10 protein-coding genes and 1 tRNA gene are annotated in these 15,874 nt (G+C 49.1%); 4 read left to right on the top strand and 7 right to left on the bottom strand.

What is annotated here, in order from left to right; all coding sequences use genetic code 11:
• Positions 1 to 61 precede the first annotated feature (61 nt).
• Together IEW09_RS14530 and IEW09_RS14525 are read right to left on the bottom strand one after the other, a co-directional pair.
• Positions 62 to 691 carry a response regulator gene (locus IEW09_RS14530; RefSeq protein ID WP_188554914.1) on the bottom strand — a complete coding sequence of 210 codons (630 nt, stop codon included), beginning with the start codon at positions 689 to 691 and terminating at the stop codon, positions 62 to 64.
• Positions 684 to 3,698, bottom strand: a complete 3,015-nt coding sequence (locus IEW09_RS14525) for a ligand-binding sensor domain-containing protein (RefSeq protein ID WP_188554913.1) — start codon at positions 3,696 to 3,698, stop codon at positions 684 to 686. Before IEW09_RS14525 ends, IEW09_RS14530 begins: the two co-directional genes overlap by 8 nt.
• A gap of 160 nt (positions 3,699 to 3,858) precedes the next feature.
• On the opposite strand from IEW09_RS14525, the gene IEW09_RS14520 reads away from it, so the two are divergent.
• Positions 3,859 to 7,509 carry a TonB-dependent receptor gene (locus tag IEW09_RS14520; RefSeq protein ID WP_188554912.1) on the top strand — a complete coding sequence of 1,217 codons (3,651 nt, stop codon included), beginning with the start codon at positions 3,859 to 3,861 and terminating at the stop codon, positions 7,507 to 7,509.
• A 110-nt stretch (positions 7,510 to 7,619) separates the two neighbouring features.
• Here IEW09_RS14520 and IEW09_RS14515 read toward each other — a convergent pair whose 3' ends face one another.
• The 3 genes from IEW09_RS14515 to IEW09_RS14505 form a co-directional block, all read right to left on the bottom strand.
• Positions 7,620 to 9,521, bottom strand: coding sequence for a CBM96 family carbohydrate-binding protein (locus IEW09_RS14515; RefSeq protein ID WP_188554911.1), 1,902 nt, complete (start codon positions 9,519 to 9,521; stop codon positions 7,620 to 7,622).
• Between the two features lie 284 nt (positions 9,522 to 9,805).
• Positions 9,806 to 11,341, bottom strand: a complete 1,536-nt coding sequence (locus IEW09_RS14510; protein ID WP_188554910.1) for a GGDEF domain-containing protein — start codon at positions 11,339 to 11,341, stop codon at positions 9,806 to 9,808.
• Between the two features lie 437 nt (positions 11,342 to 11,778).
• A tRNA-Val gene (locus tag IEW09_RS14505) sits at positions 11,779 to 11,855 on the bottom strand.
• Between the two features lie 273 nt (positions 11,856 to 12,128).
• Here IEW09_RS14505 and IEW09_RS14500 point away from each other — a divergent pair.
• The 3 genes from IEW09_RS14500 (at position 12,129) to IEW09_RS14490 (ending at position 14,197) form a co-directional block, all read left to right on the top strand.
• Complete coding sequence (locus IEW09_RS14500; protein ID WP_188554909.1) at positions 12,129 to 12,911, top strand: RNA polymerase sigma factor; 783 nt, start codon at positions 12,129 to 12,131, stop codon at positions 12,909 to 12,911.
• A gap of 65 nt (positions 12,912 to 12,976) precedes the next feature.
• Complete coding sequence (locus IEW09_RS14495; protein WP_188554908.1) at positions 12,977 to 13,486, top strand: hypothetical protein; 510 nt, start codon at positions 12,977 to 12,979, stop codon at positions 13,484 to 13,486.
• A 93-nt stretch (positions 13,487 to 13,579) separates the two neighbouring features.
• Entirely contained in the window at positions 13,580 to 14,197 is a 618-nt protein-coding gene (locus IEW09_RS14490) for a DUF3106 domain-containing protein (RefSeq protein ID WP_188554907.1), read from the top strand.
• A gap of 61 nt (positions 14,198 to 14,258) precedes the next feature.
• On the opposite strand, the gene IEW09_RS14485 is transcribed toward IEW09_RS14490, so the two are convergent.
• Both IEW09_RS14485 and IEW09_RS14480 read right to left on the bottom strand, forming a co-directional pair.
• A complete protein-coding gene (locus IEW09_RS14485; RefSeq protein ID WP_188554906.1) occupies positions 14,259 to 14,783 on the bottom strand; it encodes a type II toxin-antitoxin system VapC family toxin in 525 nt (174 codons plus the stop codon).
• Positions 14,784 to 14,785: 2 nt separating this feature from the next.
• The gene (locus tag IEW09_RS14480; protein WP_188554905.1) at positions 14,786 to 15,649 is read right to left on the bottom strand and encodes a hypothetical protein; all 864 of its coding nucleotides are present in this window, start codon (positions 15,647 to 15,649) and stop codon (positions 14,786 to 14,788) included.
• Positions 15,650 to 15,874: the final 225 nt, after the last annotated feature.

Here is a 15,874-nt window from a genome sequence, read left to right as displayed (position 1 = left end):
TTAAGCAAACGTCGCCTATGCAAGGCGTTTCCACTCGATGCTAACGAATGCAAATAAGGTTTTAGATATGCGCCAATCCGCGTTGCAGAGCTACGATAGCAGCTTGCGTGCGGTCCGTAACTCCAAGCCGAACAAAAATGACGCTGACGTGGCATTTCACAGTGCCTTCGCTAATATTGAGCTCAGAAGCGATTTCTTTATTGCTTTTACCAGCAACGATCTTTTGTAAAACTTCTTTTTCTCTTGGCCGAAGTGTTGCTTCAGGCGTCCTGCCGAGAAGAGCGTTTTCTACGGGCGGTGGAAGGAACTGCTCTCCGGTGCTGACGCTGCGAATAGCATCGAGAAGGACCTCATGCGACATGCCCTTAATGAGATAGCTTTCTGCTCCCGCTTTTAGTGCTTGATAAATATCTTCATCTCCCTCATAGGTAGTGAGAACGATAATTTTCGTCGCAGAAGGCCCTCTGCGGATTGCTCGAATTGCATCGACTCCACTCATGCGTGGGAGATTCAGGTCCATAAGGATAACTTCGGGCTTACGATTTTGAAATTCTTCAACGGCAAGCTCACCCGTACCAGCCTCGGCCACGACGAACATGTCATTTTGCGAGTTAATTGTGGCACAAACGCCAATTCGCGTAAGTGGATGATCGTCAACTACAAGAATGCTGATTTTGTTTTTGTTATCCATGCAGAATATCCACGTCATCATTTATGGGCATACGGCCAAGCGGCGCTGTAATTAAAATGCGGGTTCCATGACCAGCTTCTGTTATCACATCGAAGGTGCCCCCAATACTTTCGATTCGCTCTCGCATTACGGAGAGTCCATAGTGTTTTCTTCCTCTAGGGTTTGATTCATAAGGCATTGTGAAACCTATACCGTTATCTTCAACTTCAATACGAATCTGATCTTTGTCGAAGTGGATTGTCAATCTAACTTTAGTCGGATTTCCGTGCCTTGCCGCATTGAATAGAGCTTCACGAGTCACCATGAGTAGGTGATGCGACTTCTCCTGGTGAATTCGTCTTGGCTTTTCTAAGACTTGATATTCAATTGGCACGTTGAATTGCTGTTCCAACTGAGTGGACATTTCCTGAAGTAATGAGGCTATGTCGGCGCTCGGCATCTTGCTTTGATGAAGCCCCCATATAGCCTGACGTGCTTCCTCGATGGTAGAGTGCATCTGCACCCGCGCTGAATCGAGCAATACGCTATTTGCTTCGTCCGGGATGGCCCTAGTGATCCAAAGTGCTTCGAGAAGACTGGATACGCTCGTGCATCCGCGAAGTAGGGTGTCGTGCATTTCGCGTGCGACACGGCTGCGTTCTTGCAGGACAACCCGAAACCGTTCCCGAAGACGCTCAGTCCTGTCGCGGTAAATGAGCCATGCGATTGACACTACAAAAATTAAGCAAGAGGTATAGAACCACCATGTGCGATAGAAGGGAGGCTTACGGATCAAAGCTAGTGAGAATTCTGAATCCGTGCCAGGCGAGTCGAGCTTATAAACCTGGACCCGAAAAATATATCGACCAATTGGCAAATTCGTATAGTAGGCCACCCTGCGAACTCCCGCATTGACCCATTGATGATCGAATCCTTCCATGCGATATCGATATCGCAGCTCATCCTGTGGTTGCAGGTCAATAGCTCCATAATGGAGTTCAAGTTGGGCTACGTGTGTGCCAAGATTAATGGTGGGCATGACCACTTTTTCTTGCCCATCAGCCAACACACGACGCAACACAATTGGTGGAACATTTTTCGGCAAATTTTGTTGATTGGCGGCTATTCGAACCGGACCATTCAAGCTTGGGAACCACAAATCACCATTGGAACGGAGCACGCCTGAGTGCATGTAACCACCGCACAACTGGGCGCTGTAGACGCCATCAAACGTACGATAAAACTGCACCGGCGGCGAAAAATGATTGCCATCTGCCAAGGCATCCAAATCATTTTGCTGGATAGCCCAAATACCATCTGGGCTGCTGAACCATATTTTTCCGTTTTTTGTCTGAAGGATCGAATAAATTCTGTTTGGCAGCAGGTTGTTAGTTATGTTTAGGTGGGTGAGTGTGTGATTCTTCCAGCGGAAGAGTCCATCTTCGAGCGTTCCAATCCACAGAGTATGGTCTGAGGTTTCAAAGATTGACCATACCTGTGATTGAATATGTCCTTCAGTTGCCTCGTTGATCACGAAGTGCCCATCTCTCCATAAGAAAAGCCCTTGGTCGGCTCCGATCCAAAGATTACCTCTTGAATCCTCAAAGAGTGTGTGTAGGCCACTTGGTGTATTGCCGCCGGGTTTGGCGAGCAGCGTTTCAAATTTCCCACTGTGCCATCGGTTCAACCGAGATCCGGTCCCTATCCAGATATCTCCATCCTTGGTCTGCAGAAGAGCTCGGATGTTACCGTTATTTAAACCGTCCTTCTCGCCATAGTGCGTCAAACTCCCATTTTTAACATGAAACAAACCGTTATTATTTGTTCCTATCCAAAGAGAACCATCTTGATCGCGCAGCATGGTCGACACTTGCGCTGTGCCAATTCCTGGAAATTTAACTTCCTTTGCTTTAGTACCTTCAATACTAAATAGCTGGGATGATGCCACCCAGAGTGGTCCGGTTGGATCTGAATAAAGCGTCTGGAAATCAACCTTACTCGCACCACTCAGACGAAGCACAGATACTCTTGATGGAGTAAGTCTTATTAGTCCACCTTGGCTTCCCATCCAGATGTTATTTCCATGGTCTTGAAAGATCCAGAAAATGACATTGCTGGGCAAAGGTCCCGGCATAACAAGTCGTCGCAAAATGCCTTCTCTATATGAAAAACTTCCGTTGCCAATCGTTCCAATCCAAAGTGCGCCATCCGGAAAAACATGGAGTGTGCGGATCATCGCCACGTTTGCGGGCGCTTTGATCATTTGCCCAGGAGCACTTTTAGGGTCGAGCTGAAGTCGATAGAGACCGGACGTACCCCCAATCCAAAGAGTGTTCTCATGAAATGCCAGAGACGCAATCTCCATTCTGGGAGAGTCTTTGGGAGCGGGAATTACGACGGCAGTACCGTCATAGATGCGAATAAGCTGTTCACCTCCGATCCAGATTGCTCCCCAGCGATCCTTCGTCATCGTGAATATCGTGGGCTTTAATGGGAGGCCGGCTTTTTGGAAACGATGTGGCTTGCCGTCTTCGAGATAGAACAGTCCGTCGTATGTGCCAAACCAAATACGGCCACTATTGTCTTCGAGAATACTGCGAACAAAATTAATGGCGAAGCCATCACCAGCGGAATAACGAATGAATTGCCCGTGCCGGTATCGCACAAGTCCACCTCCACCCGTACCTATCCAAAGATCTCCATTCCGAGCGGTCATAAGGCTCGCGATGCTTTCTACTTTGAACGCAGGATCTATTGTTGGGCCAAAGACGGTAAAACTCTCGCCGTCAAATCGAACGAGACCGCCGGTTGTACCTAACCACAGGTAATTGTCAGGAGTCTGAGCAACGGTTTGAACGTTGAAAGAAGGCAGTCCATCTTGCACCTGCCAAACCCGCTGAACATAGTCGTTCAAGACCTCATCTTGAGCGGTTGCTCGCGGCGGGCATACCAAGAACATCGTGATGAATAAGACGATGAGAGCAGATAAAACTAATCGATCTCGATCGTTCATTGGAATCTCTGCCATTGCCGGCACAAGCTACTTCATTGTTTTCGTTCATCGGTATTGTACAAAACGAATTCTTACTTTTGACAGATTGACGATCCATCGGGTGGATTTACTAGGATTAGCCCACCCCTTCCGAAAGGGGAAATGTGTTTAATTTGCGGGAGGATCGGCGACCCAAATGAATCAACCCAAGGTGATACTAAAAAAAAATAAGCCCCTTCGATACATGTTTTGTATGACTGTCATAACCTTTTTCACGCTATGGACTAACGCATCTGCTCAAACAATCACAGCATCAGTGACAGGAACCATTACTGATCCAAGTAGCCATGTTATTGCCAACGCGTCTATCGAGGTTAAGAACAAAGAAACCGGGATTGTTTTTCCCGGAAAAACGAATGCATCTGGTGTTTATAGCATTCAATTTCTGCCAATCGGAGATTACACGCTCACAGTTGCTGCCACAGGCTTTAAGCAGGCTGCTATCGATACGTTTCATCTCGTAGGTGGACAGGACGCCCGCTTTGATGTCGTGCTCGATGTTGGATCGGTTAATGAGGTCGTTACCGTTTCCACACTACCACCTGTAATCAACACGCAGGATTCCACATTGAGTACAACGTTCAGTGCTGGAATGATCTCCCAGCTTCCCTTGGTCTCTGATAACGTCATGACCTTGGGCCTATTAACGCCGGGTGCTATTCAACCTACGCCTTCGGGTTATGACAATATCTCACATCCAGGAGGCTTCAGTAATCCAAGCTTCAACGTGAACGGAAACCGCGAGCAGGCGAACAACTTTACTCTAGATGGGTTGGATATCAATGATGCCATTGACAACTGGATGGCTTATACGCCTTCGCGAAACTCGTTGCAGGAGTACCGTATGGTTACTGGTAACAATACGGCTGAATACGGCAACGCTAACGGTGGTCAGGTTGTGATGACGACTAAGAGCGGCACCAATCAATTTCACGGTGAGACGTTCTTTCAATTCCAGAATACTCTGATGAATGCCAATGCTTGGGCAGCAAAACATAATACTCCTGTTGTGACGCGCCAACCATTGAACCGCGCCTATTTTGGAGGAACTCTAGGCGGACCTATCAGGAGAGATAAGCTGTTCTTTTTTGTCGATTATCGCGGTGTTCGCCAACATCAGACTACTGAATCATTTGGCTATCAGCCTGATCCCGCCATCGGCGGAAATCCAAATCTCGATATGACTGGTCAAGCTGGCTTAAAAGGGACTGGCATGGCATATGATCCCATCACGCTGCAAAATTATCCCGTAACGAATCCAGCGGCACAGTTTCTATTAGAGCATCCGGAGCTTTTCCCTGCCTGCAATTTGCGGAGTTCTCCCAATGGTCCCTGCATTACCAATTCTTCTGGTGACAACTATGAGGGACTTGTCCGTAACGGTACCACTATTAATCAGGGAGACGTAAAGCTGGACTGGAAGACCACAGAAAGAGACATTGTCTCCGGTCGTTATACACAAGTGGATAATCGTTCAGCCACGACTAAGATTTTAATTCCAATCGATACTCCTGTTAACGGCTCGTATCCATATCACGGATTCGTTGTGAATTGGACACATACCTTTTCATCAAACATCGTGAATGAAGCTCGTATAGGCTTCAGCCGAACGCGCTACACCAATTATCCGGACGATATAACCGGCCTTATCGGTACTAACGGAAACAAAGATCTTGGAATTCCAGGACCAACCCAGGTTTTTCCCGGCATGCCCAGCATTAGTCTCTCTGGAATAAGTCCCTTAAATGCTAGCTGGGGTGCAGGCGGCGGCGGAAAAGCTACCGATGGTGTTGTCAACGCATTCACCTACGGAGATAAAGTGGAGTGGCTCATCGGTAAGCATTCTTTGAAGTTCGGAGCACAAGCGATTCGCTATCAAGAAAATCGATATTATTCTGGAAACACAGGTCCGATCGGCTCTTGGACTTTTTCAGGTAATTCAACGAACACGACTCTATCGACAGGTAGCGCATGGAGCGATTTTCTTGTCGATAAAGCTTCTGCGTTTGCGATCGGTAACAGCGCTGGACGCTGGGGTATGCGTCAATGGCGCCCAGCTATCTTCTTTCAAGATGACTACAAACTGAGGCCAGATTTGACAGTGAATCTCGGCATGCGTTGGGAATATGACCAACCGATGTATGAGGTAAATAACCGACAAAGTAATATCAATCCCTGGACTGGCGCTATCAGCTTTGCGGGTCAAAATGGTGTGAGCCGCTCTCTTGTACATGCATTCTGGGGAGGATTTATGCCACGTGTTGGCTTTGCTTACGCACCAGAACGTCTTGAGAATCGTTTTGTGGTGCGCGGCGGATATGCCATCACGAATTTCATGGAAGGTCTCGGTGCCAACCAGCGCATGACCCAAAACCCATTCTTCGTCTATAGTGCCTCTCAAACCGCTGTTGCCACACCTCTTGCGATGACGAATGGTTACCCCGCAGTTACTGCAATTACCCCAGCCAATATTGCTGGGAACCTGATTGGGTGGGACCCCAATATTAAACCAGCTCTTGTCCAACAGTTCGATCTGATTCTGGCTTATCAGCTCAACCGATCCATGGGATTGCAGGTCGGATATGTCGGTCAGGACGGTCACCATCTGGCGAATCTTCTTGGCCTGAACCAGGCGAACTGCTCGACCATTTCGCTTACCCCCGGAGCTACGCCTTGTGATTCTCCTCTGGCAAATATTCTTCCTGCTATGGCCAACCATAACGTTCAATACACTGAGTCCGAGGGCGTGATGAACTATAACGCTTTACAAGCCACGCTCACACAACATGCAACTCACGATCTGGACTTCATCTTTAATTACACATATAGCAAAGCGATGACGGACAGTCCGGGATATTATGGTTCAAGTGGCGTCTTGGGGTCAGCTAATGCGTATCCGCAGGACAGCAACAATTTAGCAGGCGACTATGGACCTTCCTACTTCGATGCGACTCATATCATCTCTTTCGCTGTTACTTATACGTTGCCAATAGGTCGCGGGAAATTAATCGGGAAAAATTTTAACGGTTTCGAAGATTCCCTACTGGGCGGATGGAAGGCCTCACTTTCTGGAAACTGGCATACCGGTTTTCCCCAGACAGTATTTTCCAACCGATACTATCTAGTGAATGGAACGGCAGGAAATAACGTTGTGAGAGCGAATCAGTACCGTCCGCTCAAGATCAGACACCGCTCCTTCGCAAACTGGTTAGGCACGGATCCTTCCGCAGCTCCAATGGCAAGTTATGTGACGACTCCCATGAGTTGTGAAAGTAAAACCATTCAAGTGGTTACTGGCACAACCAATCGGTTTGGTATGGCGGGTGCAACAAGTTCAAGCAATGCCACGCCAACGGGAACTTTCACCGGCTCATGTCCAACGAACCCAAACCATATTACGATTAATCCAAATGCCGAATACTCGTCCGTCAAGACATTGCCCACTGCAACTAACGGACACGCTACGACTACAAATACAATCTTTACAAGTAACGATAATGGAACCAGCGCATTTGGAGATGAGCTCACCACAGGCTTTGGGACCTCGCGTTTCGGTGCACTGCGCGATCCAAACTTCCATACATTCGATGCCTCGGCCAGCAAGGATTTCGCGTTCTCGCAAAACGTGATCCTTGGCTTTCGCGCCGATGCCTACAACGTCTTTAACACTGTGAGTTGGGCACCCTTCAACGACAACATTACTTCCACCAACTTTGGTTCAATTACTAGCACAGGTACATTAACTACAGAAAGGCATTTGCAACTAGGGCTTAATCTTCGGTTCTAATAGCCTTGAATAACTCCTGCAGCGACTGCTAACCAGCCGCTGCAGGCTACTTTTCAATTGCCAAGTAGCCAACCTCAAAAATTGAAAGCGCTATAAATATAACTGCTTACTTATTGCACGCTTACAACTAGTAATGGCCGATATGAAGCGGTTCCATTGCGCTGAGAAGCATAGCCTACATAATTGCTTGCGCCAGAGGCCTGTATTCCTAAAGAAAATAATCCGGCACTTTGAGCAGAAACGGCCGCAGATGTCACATCCAAAAGCAGTGGTTGTCCAACGCTGGCTGGAGACACACTCCAGGTATTTATCGCAGTAGTGCCGAATGCTGGAGCATTATTCCATGTGATTCCAGTTTGTACCCAGGTATTGTCTGCGACGTTGTAAATAGCATCTGTATCGATCCATGTCACAATGTTAGGAACGAGGTAAAGAGTGGCGGATGTAATTGTTCCGGTAATTTCAGAAAGATCAAATTTAATATATGCTTTCCGTGCATAAATACCTGTAGCTCCTTCCACGATGTTGTAGCTCCAGGTACCGTAATTTGTGTTTGCATCTGCGCCGCCCTGAATGAATGCGTCAGCTGTATCGGATAAAACAACATAACCGCTGGCGGCAACAAAAGATAATTGAAATTCCTGATCAGCACCACCATTGCAGATGGAGGTACTTAATTGGCCTCCGCCTCCAGAGACCAAACATTCTTCGCTATCCGTATTTCCTGACGTCGAATAGTCACCCGTTTCAACCAACTCATAATATCCGTTGGCCAAAGATACAACCTGCCATTCTTCATTCGCAGAGGGGGTACCACCGGATGCAACTGTAGCTAACCCCAAAGACCCGTTAGCAGAATCTAGTGCTTGATTATTTCCAGGGTTTGCACGCTGATAGCTATAGCTGTTGATCGTAAAGGTTCCATCTGTTCCTGCCAATGCAAATTTCCATATTTGACTTGTAGTGCTTGGCGAGCAGGGATTTGCGACGGGATTTCCATTTGATCCTATATCAACGCATGTGCCGGTCTGTCCAACGCTTCTAATCTGATAAGTCACATTGGTATTTATCGCGGGTGAAAGAATCCCAGTGAGATCTTGAACCCAATTAGTTGTTGCCGAAATATTTGAACTCCCGCCAACCCAAAGAATTCCTCCGCCAATTGCAGTGCATGGGGTAGTGCTGCCCGAAGCTGAGCATGTACCAGATGGAGGTGTGACCGCTGTCATAATAGTTTTGCAGGCCGAGCTGGAAGGTGTATCGCAATTGACCAAATCGGTAAGCTCAGATTGCCATTCTGATTCTGCCAGAAGTGTGCCCGTATAGGTTCCATTTACATAAGGGGAGATATAAGGATAGATAGGAAGATTTAGGCCGTTTGCTTGATTGATAGCGGAGTCATTGATGATTGCCTCAGCCAGATTTTGATCCCATGCAGTATGAGTCGACCACCTTTGGTACAAGGTTGGAGCAAAGAAGTCGAAAGAGCTACTTGACCCGTTGAATAATTGAGCTCGGATGGTGTTATAACCGCTGGAATTATTAGGCGAATATGTACTGCTGTAGTCGTAATCGTACATTCCGATCTTTGCATTGGGATAGACCTGCCGAGTCCACGCAATAAGCTGTTGAAACAAAGCTACCGCCTGATTGGCTGCACCAGTTGAGCTTTCTGCGCTGAGGACAAGATTTTCGTAATCGAAAATAATGACGTTGCTGTTGTGAAATTCGCTGACATAGGCTGTTAAATCTTGTTTGAGCTGCGTCTCTGTCGGAGCGTTTGGGCAGCCTGTGCTTGTGCATGTGCCAGGCCAGGTTGCTTGCGAATACATAACAGTTGCCCTTAATGCTCCAGCAGAATCAAAAACCTGTTGTGAGTTCGGGTAAAAGGTATTGTCATAGATAAGAAAATGAGGTGGAGTAGACGCATACGCTATAAATGAGGAGTGGATAAGCATTACAACAACAATGACATAGCAAAAACGTCTCATTGATTGCGGAAGAATGCACATGTGTAACTCCTTTTGTGAGGAAATTTATAAGGCGAATCGTGAGATCGCTTCATAGATGCACCTATTGATGGAGACAAGGAACCAATACTGGCTCGGCAGCACGATACAAATTCTGCAACTACATAGCAATCTGCCAAAAGTCAGATTTTCTTGAAGTGCTTCGACCAGCCGTCTTCGCCTATCTTTGGAGTTTTCCGCAAGAGCTTTGCAATGAAACTTATGTAGCAACATGCATTGCAGGTTCCTCGATAGGAGATTAAGCAAACCTGTAAAGATGTTTTAGCTCAGAGCAAAACAGAGGTAAGTGCAACTTCAACTCGATTTCTTCCATTTTTCTTGGCGCGATAAAGTGCTTTGTCCGCCGCCTCAAGCAATTGATGCGAGGTCAGGTGTGTGGGGAAATAGCATGTGGCAATACCAACGCTGATGCTGACATGCGGACCGACGGATGTTTCGTTGGGAATCGCAAGGCTGATAACTGTCTCGCACATCTTGGTGGAAACAATTTGTGCACCCGTGGAGTCCGTTGTGGGAAGAATTACGCAGAACTCCTCGCCTCCGTATCGCGCAAGAAGATCGCCACTACGTGGCAAACAGCCGTGAATCGCTTTGGCAACCATGGCGATGCAGTCGTCCCCCGCCTGATGACCCTGAGTGTCATTCAGATGTTTGAAGTGATCGATATCCATGATTAGCAATGAGAGTGGGTTTCTCGTGCGTACAGCACGGCTCCACTCTGCAACGAAAGTGTCGTCAAAGCAGCGTCGATTGGCGACGCCAGTGAGTGCATCGGTTAATGAAATGGCTTCAAGCTCGTCGCGAGCTTCTTTGAGGGATCGCTCGGATCGTTCAAGATTACGCTGGATGATGACAGAACGAATGAGATAGAGCGTGAACCCAATCGCAACCACTCCTAATCCAAAGTTGAAGAAACGCGTCATGGCGTCAACACCGGCGCCCATGAGCATAAGCGTAAGAAGGGAGGGACAGCCTATATTCAAGATCTCTGCAATTTTTCCCGGCGGTTTTGGTATTGAACCTTCAGGCGTCTCATACGGCAATGCCAGCACCAGCATGACTGAAATAAGAATTGGGATTGTTCCGAGAAGGTCATAATAAGATGCTGTCGTAAATCCGCCTGCCACAATATCATGCAGATTTAGCATTCCATCACTAATAACAAGAAAAATTGTTAAGAATCGGAAGAAATTCTTCTCATCGATTGTTGTGGCACTGGTGAAACGGAAAAATGCAACGATAATCATGGCCACGCTAGTGGTCACATTGAAGATAATCTGTGTTTCGTTCGATGCTGGATGAATGGCTGTATGGGTAAATGGAATGACACCGAATAGTTTTAGATAGACGATATATCCCCAAAGGATCGCTTGCACCATATCAATCCAGAAAAAGGCTCTGGAGTATTGTTTCCCGCTACTTGGCAAGGCGAGTAGGATAATAATCGGAACACCCGTACCGAACGAAAGCATCAGGTTAGCGTAATCAGAAGCGACATTCAGGGAGTTGTGCAGGACAGTGGAGTTGTAAAAAAGCCAAGCCTCCATCGAAAGCGCAATCACCTCCAGAAGCATTCCACTTCCAATAAGGGTCCAATGCGTTCGAAGGGATACCGCTTTCATCGCCCGCCATACGTAAGCTGTAGTCAGCAGGGCTCGAGTCAGAATGAGAAAGAAAAAATCCACCATCCAGCCAGCCACAACGCTATGTCGGGTAAGGGACAAGGCCGTAGCTTCAACTGCGGTCAGACCGAAGCAAATAAGGAGAGAGAGGCGCAGATTTCGAGTAGCCGAGCGAAACAAGCTTTCTCCTTTCAGAAAAATCTGGCTACAAATCGTGACCGCTCGCAAAGCGGTTTAAAATCTGAAATTCAATAAACAATATGCCTTTATCCGTGCTTTTCAGCAATGGTCTCCCGCAAGAACGAAGTATTGTTCTCCAATATTGACAATACTTCCCGACTCTTCCGCGTAAAGAATGTACATTGAAGTTTCCTGTTCAAATGAAAAGGGCTGCGTTAGCAGCCCTTCAAAGCAGGTAGCCCAGGAGAACTAAAAAGTTCAACGCACCATGGACATCCAGCACATCCTGACCATCCCATAGCAATATCCACAAAATTGCACGCGTAATTCCACAGCGCAATACTTCCAGCCCCTTGCCTATAGAGTGAGAGGCTTTTCAGGACTGGCAACGCAGAACGGGGAAGTTGCACCCGTGATGTCTACAAGATGTGCTGGAATGGTGGTCGCTGTAGGACTCGAACCTACGACCTCCTGCGTGTGAAGCAGGCGCTCTAACCGACTGAGCTAAGCGACCGTGCAAATAATCTGGTTGACGGGCCTTCGACACTTTGAAACTACTTTGAAGCCAATTCCAACAGACATTGATTCTAAAAGCCTTACGTTGTACTTTTCCACCCTGTGAAGGTGGAACTCTACCGCTGAGTTATGCGCCCGTTCGCACTGGAAGCACCAAAAGTCCTTCCTGCGAACCTGTTTATCAAGAATATCATCTGTTGTGCCGGTCAGCCAGATAGCCGCTTTCTCCTCTCCCCATCCCCCTACTACAGCGGTAAAATAACCAAGCATCATGCCCGCTATCCCACCCCAGCACGGCGCTTCCGGTTCTGTGGCACCTTCTGCTTCGGGCAAGAAGGGCGAGAGTTTACCGGAATTTGACGAAGAAGCGCAACCCGCGGGCGAAGATGGGGTTAAGGACGATATGGCTACGCTGGCAATCAGTCCGAGGCTTCTTGAAAATCTCCAGGCGGTGGAATCTCATCCCGCAATAGGCGACTTCGGTCAGATGGACGATGCCGCCATCATGTTGGCGCTCCGCGACGGCAATATGGCCGGTTTCGACTTTCTTATCCAGAAATATCGCAAGCCGATCATTCATTTCATGTACCGCATGGTCCATAACCAGGCCATCGCAGAGGAGCTTGCCCAGGAGGTCTTTCTCCGGGTCTACCGCTCACGCGAGACCTACCGCGCCGAAGCCCGGTTCAGCACATGGCTCTACCGAATCGCCACCAATCTCGGCGTCAACCATGCCCGCGATACGCGGCATGAGCGGACCGCCTCCATGGTCTATCTGGATGAGACCGACGGCGAAACCGGAATGACGCCCGATGTGGCCGACAGCACTCCCGGAGCCGAGACCAACCTGCTCCGCCAGGAACGGCTTAACGCTATTCGCCAACACGTAATGGCACTCCCGGAACGGCAGCGCATGGCCGTTCTTATGCACAAGTACGAAGGCATGGACTACAAACAGATCGGCGACGTGCTCAAGCTGAGCGAGTCGGCCACAAAATCTCTACTCTTCCGCGCGTACCAAACATTGCGGGACAAACTGAAGTCGTTTATTTGAACCAACAGACGCGCATGGCACTTATTCGACGCGTTCAACAAAAGCAACACCCGGAAAGGATCACCATGATCTGCCACGATTGCCAATCCGCTCTCCCGGAACTTCTGCTCAACCCGGCTGCACCGGGCAATGCTGCTGCTCGCGAGCATTTGAAGTCCTGCTCTACCTGCAATCAGGAGTTCCAATCTTTGGAGGCTACCTTTGCCCTGCTCGATAGCTGGCAGGCGCCGGAGCCCTCTCCTTATTTTGACCAGAAGCTGGCGGTTCGCCTGCGCGAAGAGCAGGAGCTGCCCGCTGCAGGGTGGTTTGAGCGGATGCGAAGCCGCCTCCTGTTCAACACTGGCCGACAGTTCCGCCCGGCAGTTGCCGGAGCCCTTGCCGTAGCCTTTTTGATCGCCGGCGGAACCTTCGCCGATCTCTCCGGCTTCCCGCATCCGGCCAAGGCGCAGGTCTCTGCCACTGTGAATGATCTTCAGATCCTCGACAAGAACGACCAAGCCTTGCAGACGATGAATCTGCTTTTACAGGATGACAACTCCAGCAACGACAACTCCGGTGCCCTTCCTAGCAGTTAGCAGCTATTTACTATGAGGGAGATACATTAGCCATATCCGTTTCAGAATAAAATGTTGTTTCACCAGTCCATCAACGCTGCAACCTTAAGACCCATGCTGCTCTCGGCCAAATTCCGACGTGTGCTCCAGTCAGCACTGGCTGTTCTGGTGCTCGCAAGCTGCTCTGCGGCCTTCGCGGGACCACCCGGTGGTGGGCGTCGCGGATTTGGCGGCGGCGGTGGGCAGCGGGAGATGCGCGCATTCCCCAACCAAGGACAAAGAGGACAAAACCAGGAGCATCTGGAGCAGTGGATGAATCGCCACAGCAACATGCCGCTTGCCCAGCAGCAGCGCGCCCTTGAAAACGAGCCCGGCTTTCGCCAGCTTCCGCCGCAGACCCAGCAGCATCTGCGTGACCGGTTGACCCAGCTCAACGGCATGCCTCCCGATCAGCGTCGCCGCATGATTGAGCACAATGAAGCCATTGAGCGTCTCAGTCCGCCACAACGGCAGCAGGTTCGTGGAGCCATGCAGCAACTTGGCGCACTTCCGATGGACCGCCGCCGCATGGTCGCGCGCGCCTTCCGCGATCTGCGAGAGATGCCTCCTGCTCAGCGTCAGGCCACGCTCAATTCAGACCGCTTCCGCGGACAGTTCTCCGATCAGGAGCGCGGTACGCTCCAACAGTTGCTCGATGTCGAACCGTTGTTACCGCCCCCACCGCCGCGATAACCTACCCCCTCCCTATCTATACCGCTAAAGGCATAAATATACTTGACTAACCACGCCCGTATCAGGCTGACGGAGAAGGCTTTATTAGAATTGGGCCGGGAGGGGGAAAGTTCAAGGTGGGCGTATTTGGCTTGGGATAAACTATCTCTAAATCCGGGATAGATAGTTGCTTCTTACGCTTCATCATCCCGCTGTCTGTCGTATACAAGTGGGTGCATTCTCGCACCTGAGCCGTAGCTATATGGAAACAGTCCCATCGTCTACGGTGCTTCATTTCCTCTTCATCATTCGCACCTTTGAACATGTCCCTTATGTCTGCTTCATGTTTGGCCGTTGTAAGAGCAATCTGCCTATCAATCCCCCATATGCGGGCCATCTTATTGATAAGTGCATGATTATTATGGACAATCTGACCCCGTCGATAGGTGAGAACGCTTGCCTCTTGCACTGTGAGAATTGAGGTATAGATCACAACCTTGTTTTCGTGGAGTTCAGCAAGAAGATTGAAAATCGACTGTTTGTGGCTGCCGGTTTTAGCGAATATTTCAAGAAAAACACTCGTGTCGAAGTAAACAGGTCTTGGCATGATTACCCGTGCAGCTCCTTTAGTAGATCGCTGGAATCTGCATCGCCGAACATAGCATCTCCAGCCGCGCTCAATTCAGCGAACGCGTCCAAATAATTGCGTTGAGGATCAGGAAAAATAGTAGCTACATCCAGACGCGGACTCTGAGCGCCAAAGTATGTGGCGTTTCCGGTTAGGACTACCTGACTACGGAACATCCGTGTGATTGTACCTACGTCGTTACTCAGGAAACGCAACCGCCACTTCTCATGCGAATCAGTGTGCAATTCTCCCCAGAAATATTTGCCACCCTCTTCTTCTCTGCTTCGATCATTGAGTTGTCTTAACCTCCCATAGAGCGTAATGCCGCCCACACGCATCTGAGGCGCATTCACGGTTTCCAGGTTAACCAGAGCCTTTTCGGTGAGAGTGGCTGTCTTCGTTCGCTGCTCGTGTATTTTTACCACCACCGCAAGTTCTGTTTTCGCCTCGCGTTGCAGTTCGCCAATTTTGTACATTCGCCTAGCAATGACAGCATCCGTTGGCTCCATTTGTGTAACTACGGGTTTAGAGTAGGAGCGAACGTTGCTGTAGATGAGGCTCAATGTTTCTTGGGCGTTAGCTAGATCGCGAGTAGCAGCGGCATTAGCTTTAACGCTTCCTTTCCGGAACACAAGTCCTGTGGTGGAAGCAAGCAGTTCAATGCCGAAGTCTCCATCAGCATTCTCAACGCCATTGCGGCGTTGAACTTGACGTCCCACTTCTCGAATCATCTCCTGAAACTCCTGCAAGGTTTTTATGACCTGCTCAATCGGGAGACGGTTCCGCTCCGCGAGTCCCTTGCGGAATACGAGCGTGAATGCCGTGTTTTCGCCTTGCTTAGTCATGACTAGCCCTCTTTGATACACTTCAGGTAGGCCATCCGTCGGCAAAGGCCGAGAGGACAGTTATATGTCATCAACGTCAGGTTCGTCTAAGAAAAACTCGGGGCTGCCACCACGGGAATCTCAGACATTCACAGATGCGCTGTCAAAGATCGCTACGGCTGACGCGGTTTCCTCCCGCGCCGCAATCCAGGCTTCCAAAGCAACGAAGCCTTCTCTTCATACTCG

Origin of the sequence: Edaphobacter dinghuensis (assembly GCF_014640335.1) — a bacterium.
GTDB lineage: Bacteria > Acidobacteriota > Terriglobia > Terriglobales > Acidobacteriaceae > Edaphobacter > Edaphobacter dinghuensis.
This window is presented reverse-complemented; position numbering and strand designations above follow the sequence as displayed.

Excerpts from the sequence above, each read along its gene's own strand:
- IEW09_RS14530 (WP_188554914.1), bottom strand. The coding sequence starts at position 691 with ATGGATAACAAAAACAAAATCAGCATTCTTGTAGTTGACGATCATCCA.
- IEW09_RS14525 (WP_188554913.1), bottom strand. The coding sequence starts at position 3,698 with ATGGCAGAGATTCCAATGAACGATCGAGATCGATTAGTTTTATCTGCT.
- IEW09_RS14520 (WP_188554912.1), top strand. The coding sequence starts at position 3,859 with ATGAATCAACCCAAGGTGATACTAAAAAAAAATAAGCCCCTTCGATAC.
- IEW09_RS14515 (WP_188554911.1), bottom strand. The coding sequence starts at position 9,521 with ATGTGCATTCTTCCGCAATCAATGAGACGTTTTTGCTATGTCATTGTT.
- IEW09_RS14500 (WP_188554909.1), top strand. The coding sequence starts at position 12,129 with ATGCCCGCTATCCCACCCCAGCACGGCGCTTCCGGTTCTGTGGCACCT.
- IEW09_RS14495 (WP_188554908.1), top strand. The coding sequence starts at position 12,977 with ATGATCTGCCACGATTGCCAATCCGCTCTCCCGGAACTTCTGCTCAAC.
- IEW09_RS14490 (WP_188554907.1), top strand. The coding sequence starts at position 13,580 with ATGCTGCTCTCGGCCAAATTCCGACGTGTGCTCCAGTCAGCACTGGCT.
- IEW09_RS14485 (WP_188554906.1), bottom strand. The coding sequence starts at position 14,783 with ATGCCAAGACCTGTTTACTTCGACACGAGTGTTTTTCTTGAAATATTC.
- IEW09_RS14480 (WP_188554905.1), bottom strand. The coding sequence starts at position 15,649 with ATGACTAAGCAAGGCGAAAACACGGCATTCACGCTCGTATTCCGCAAG.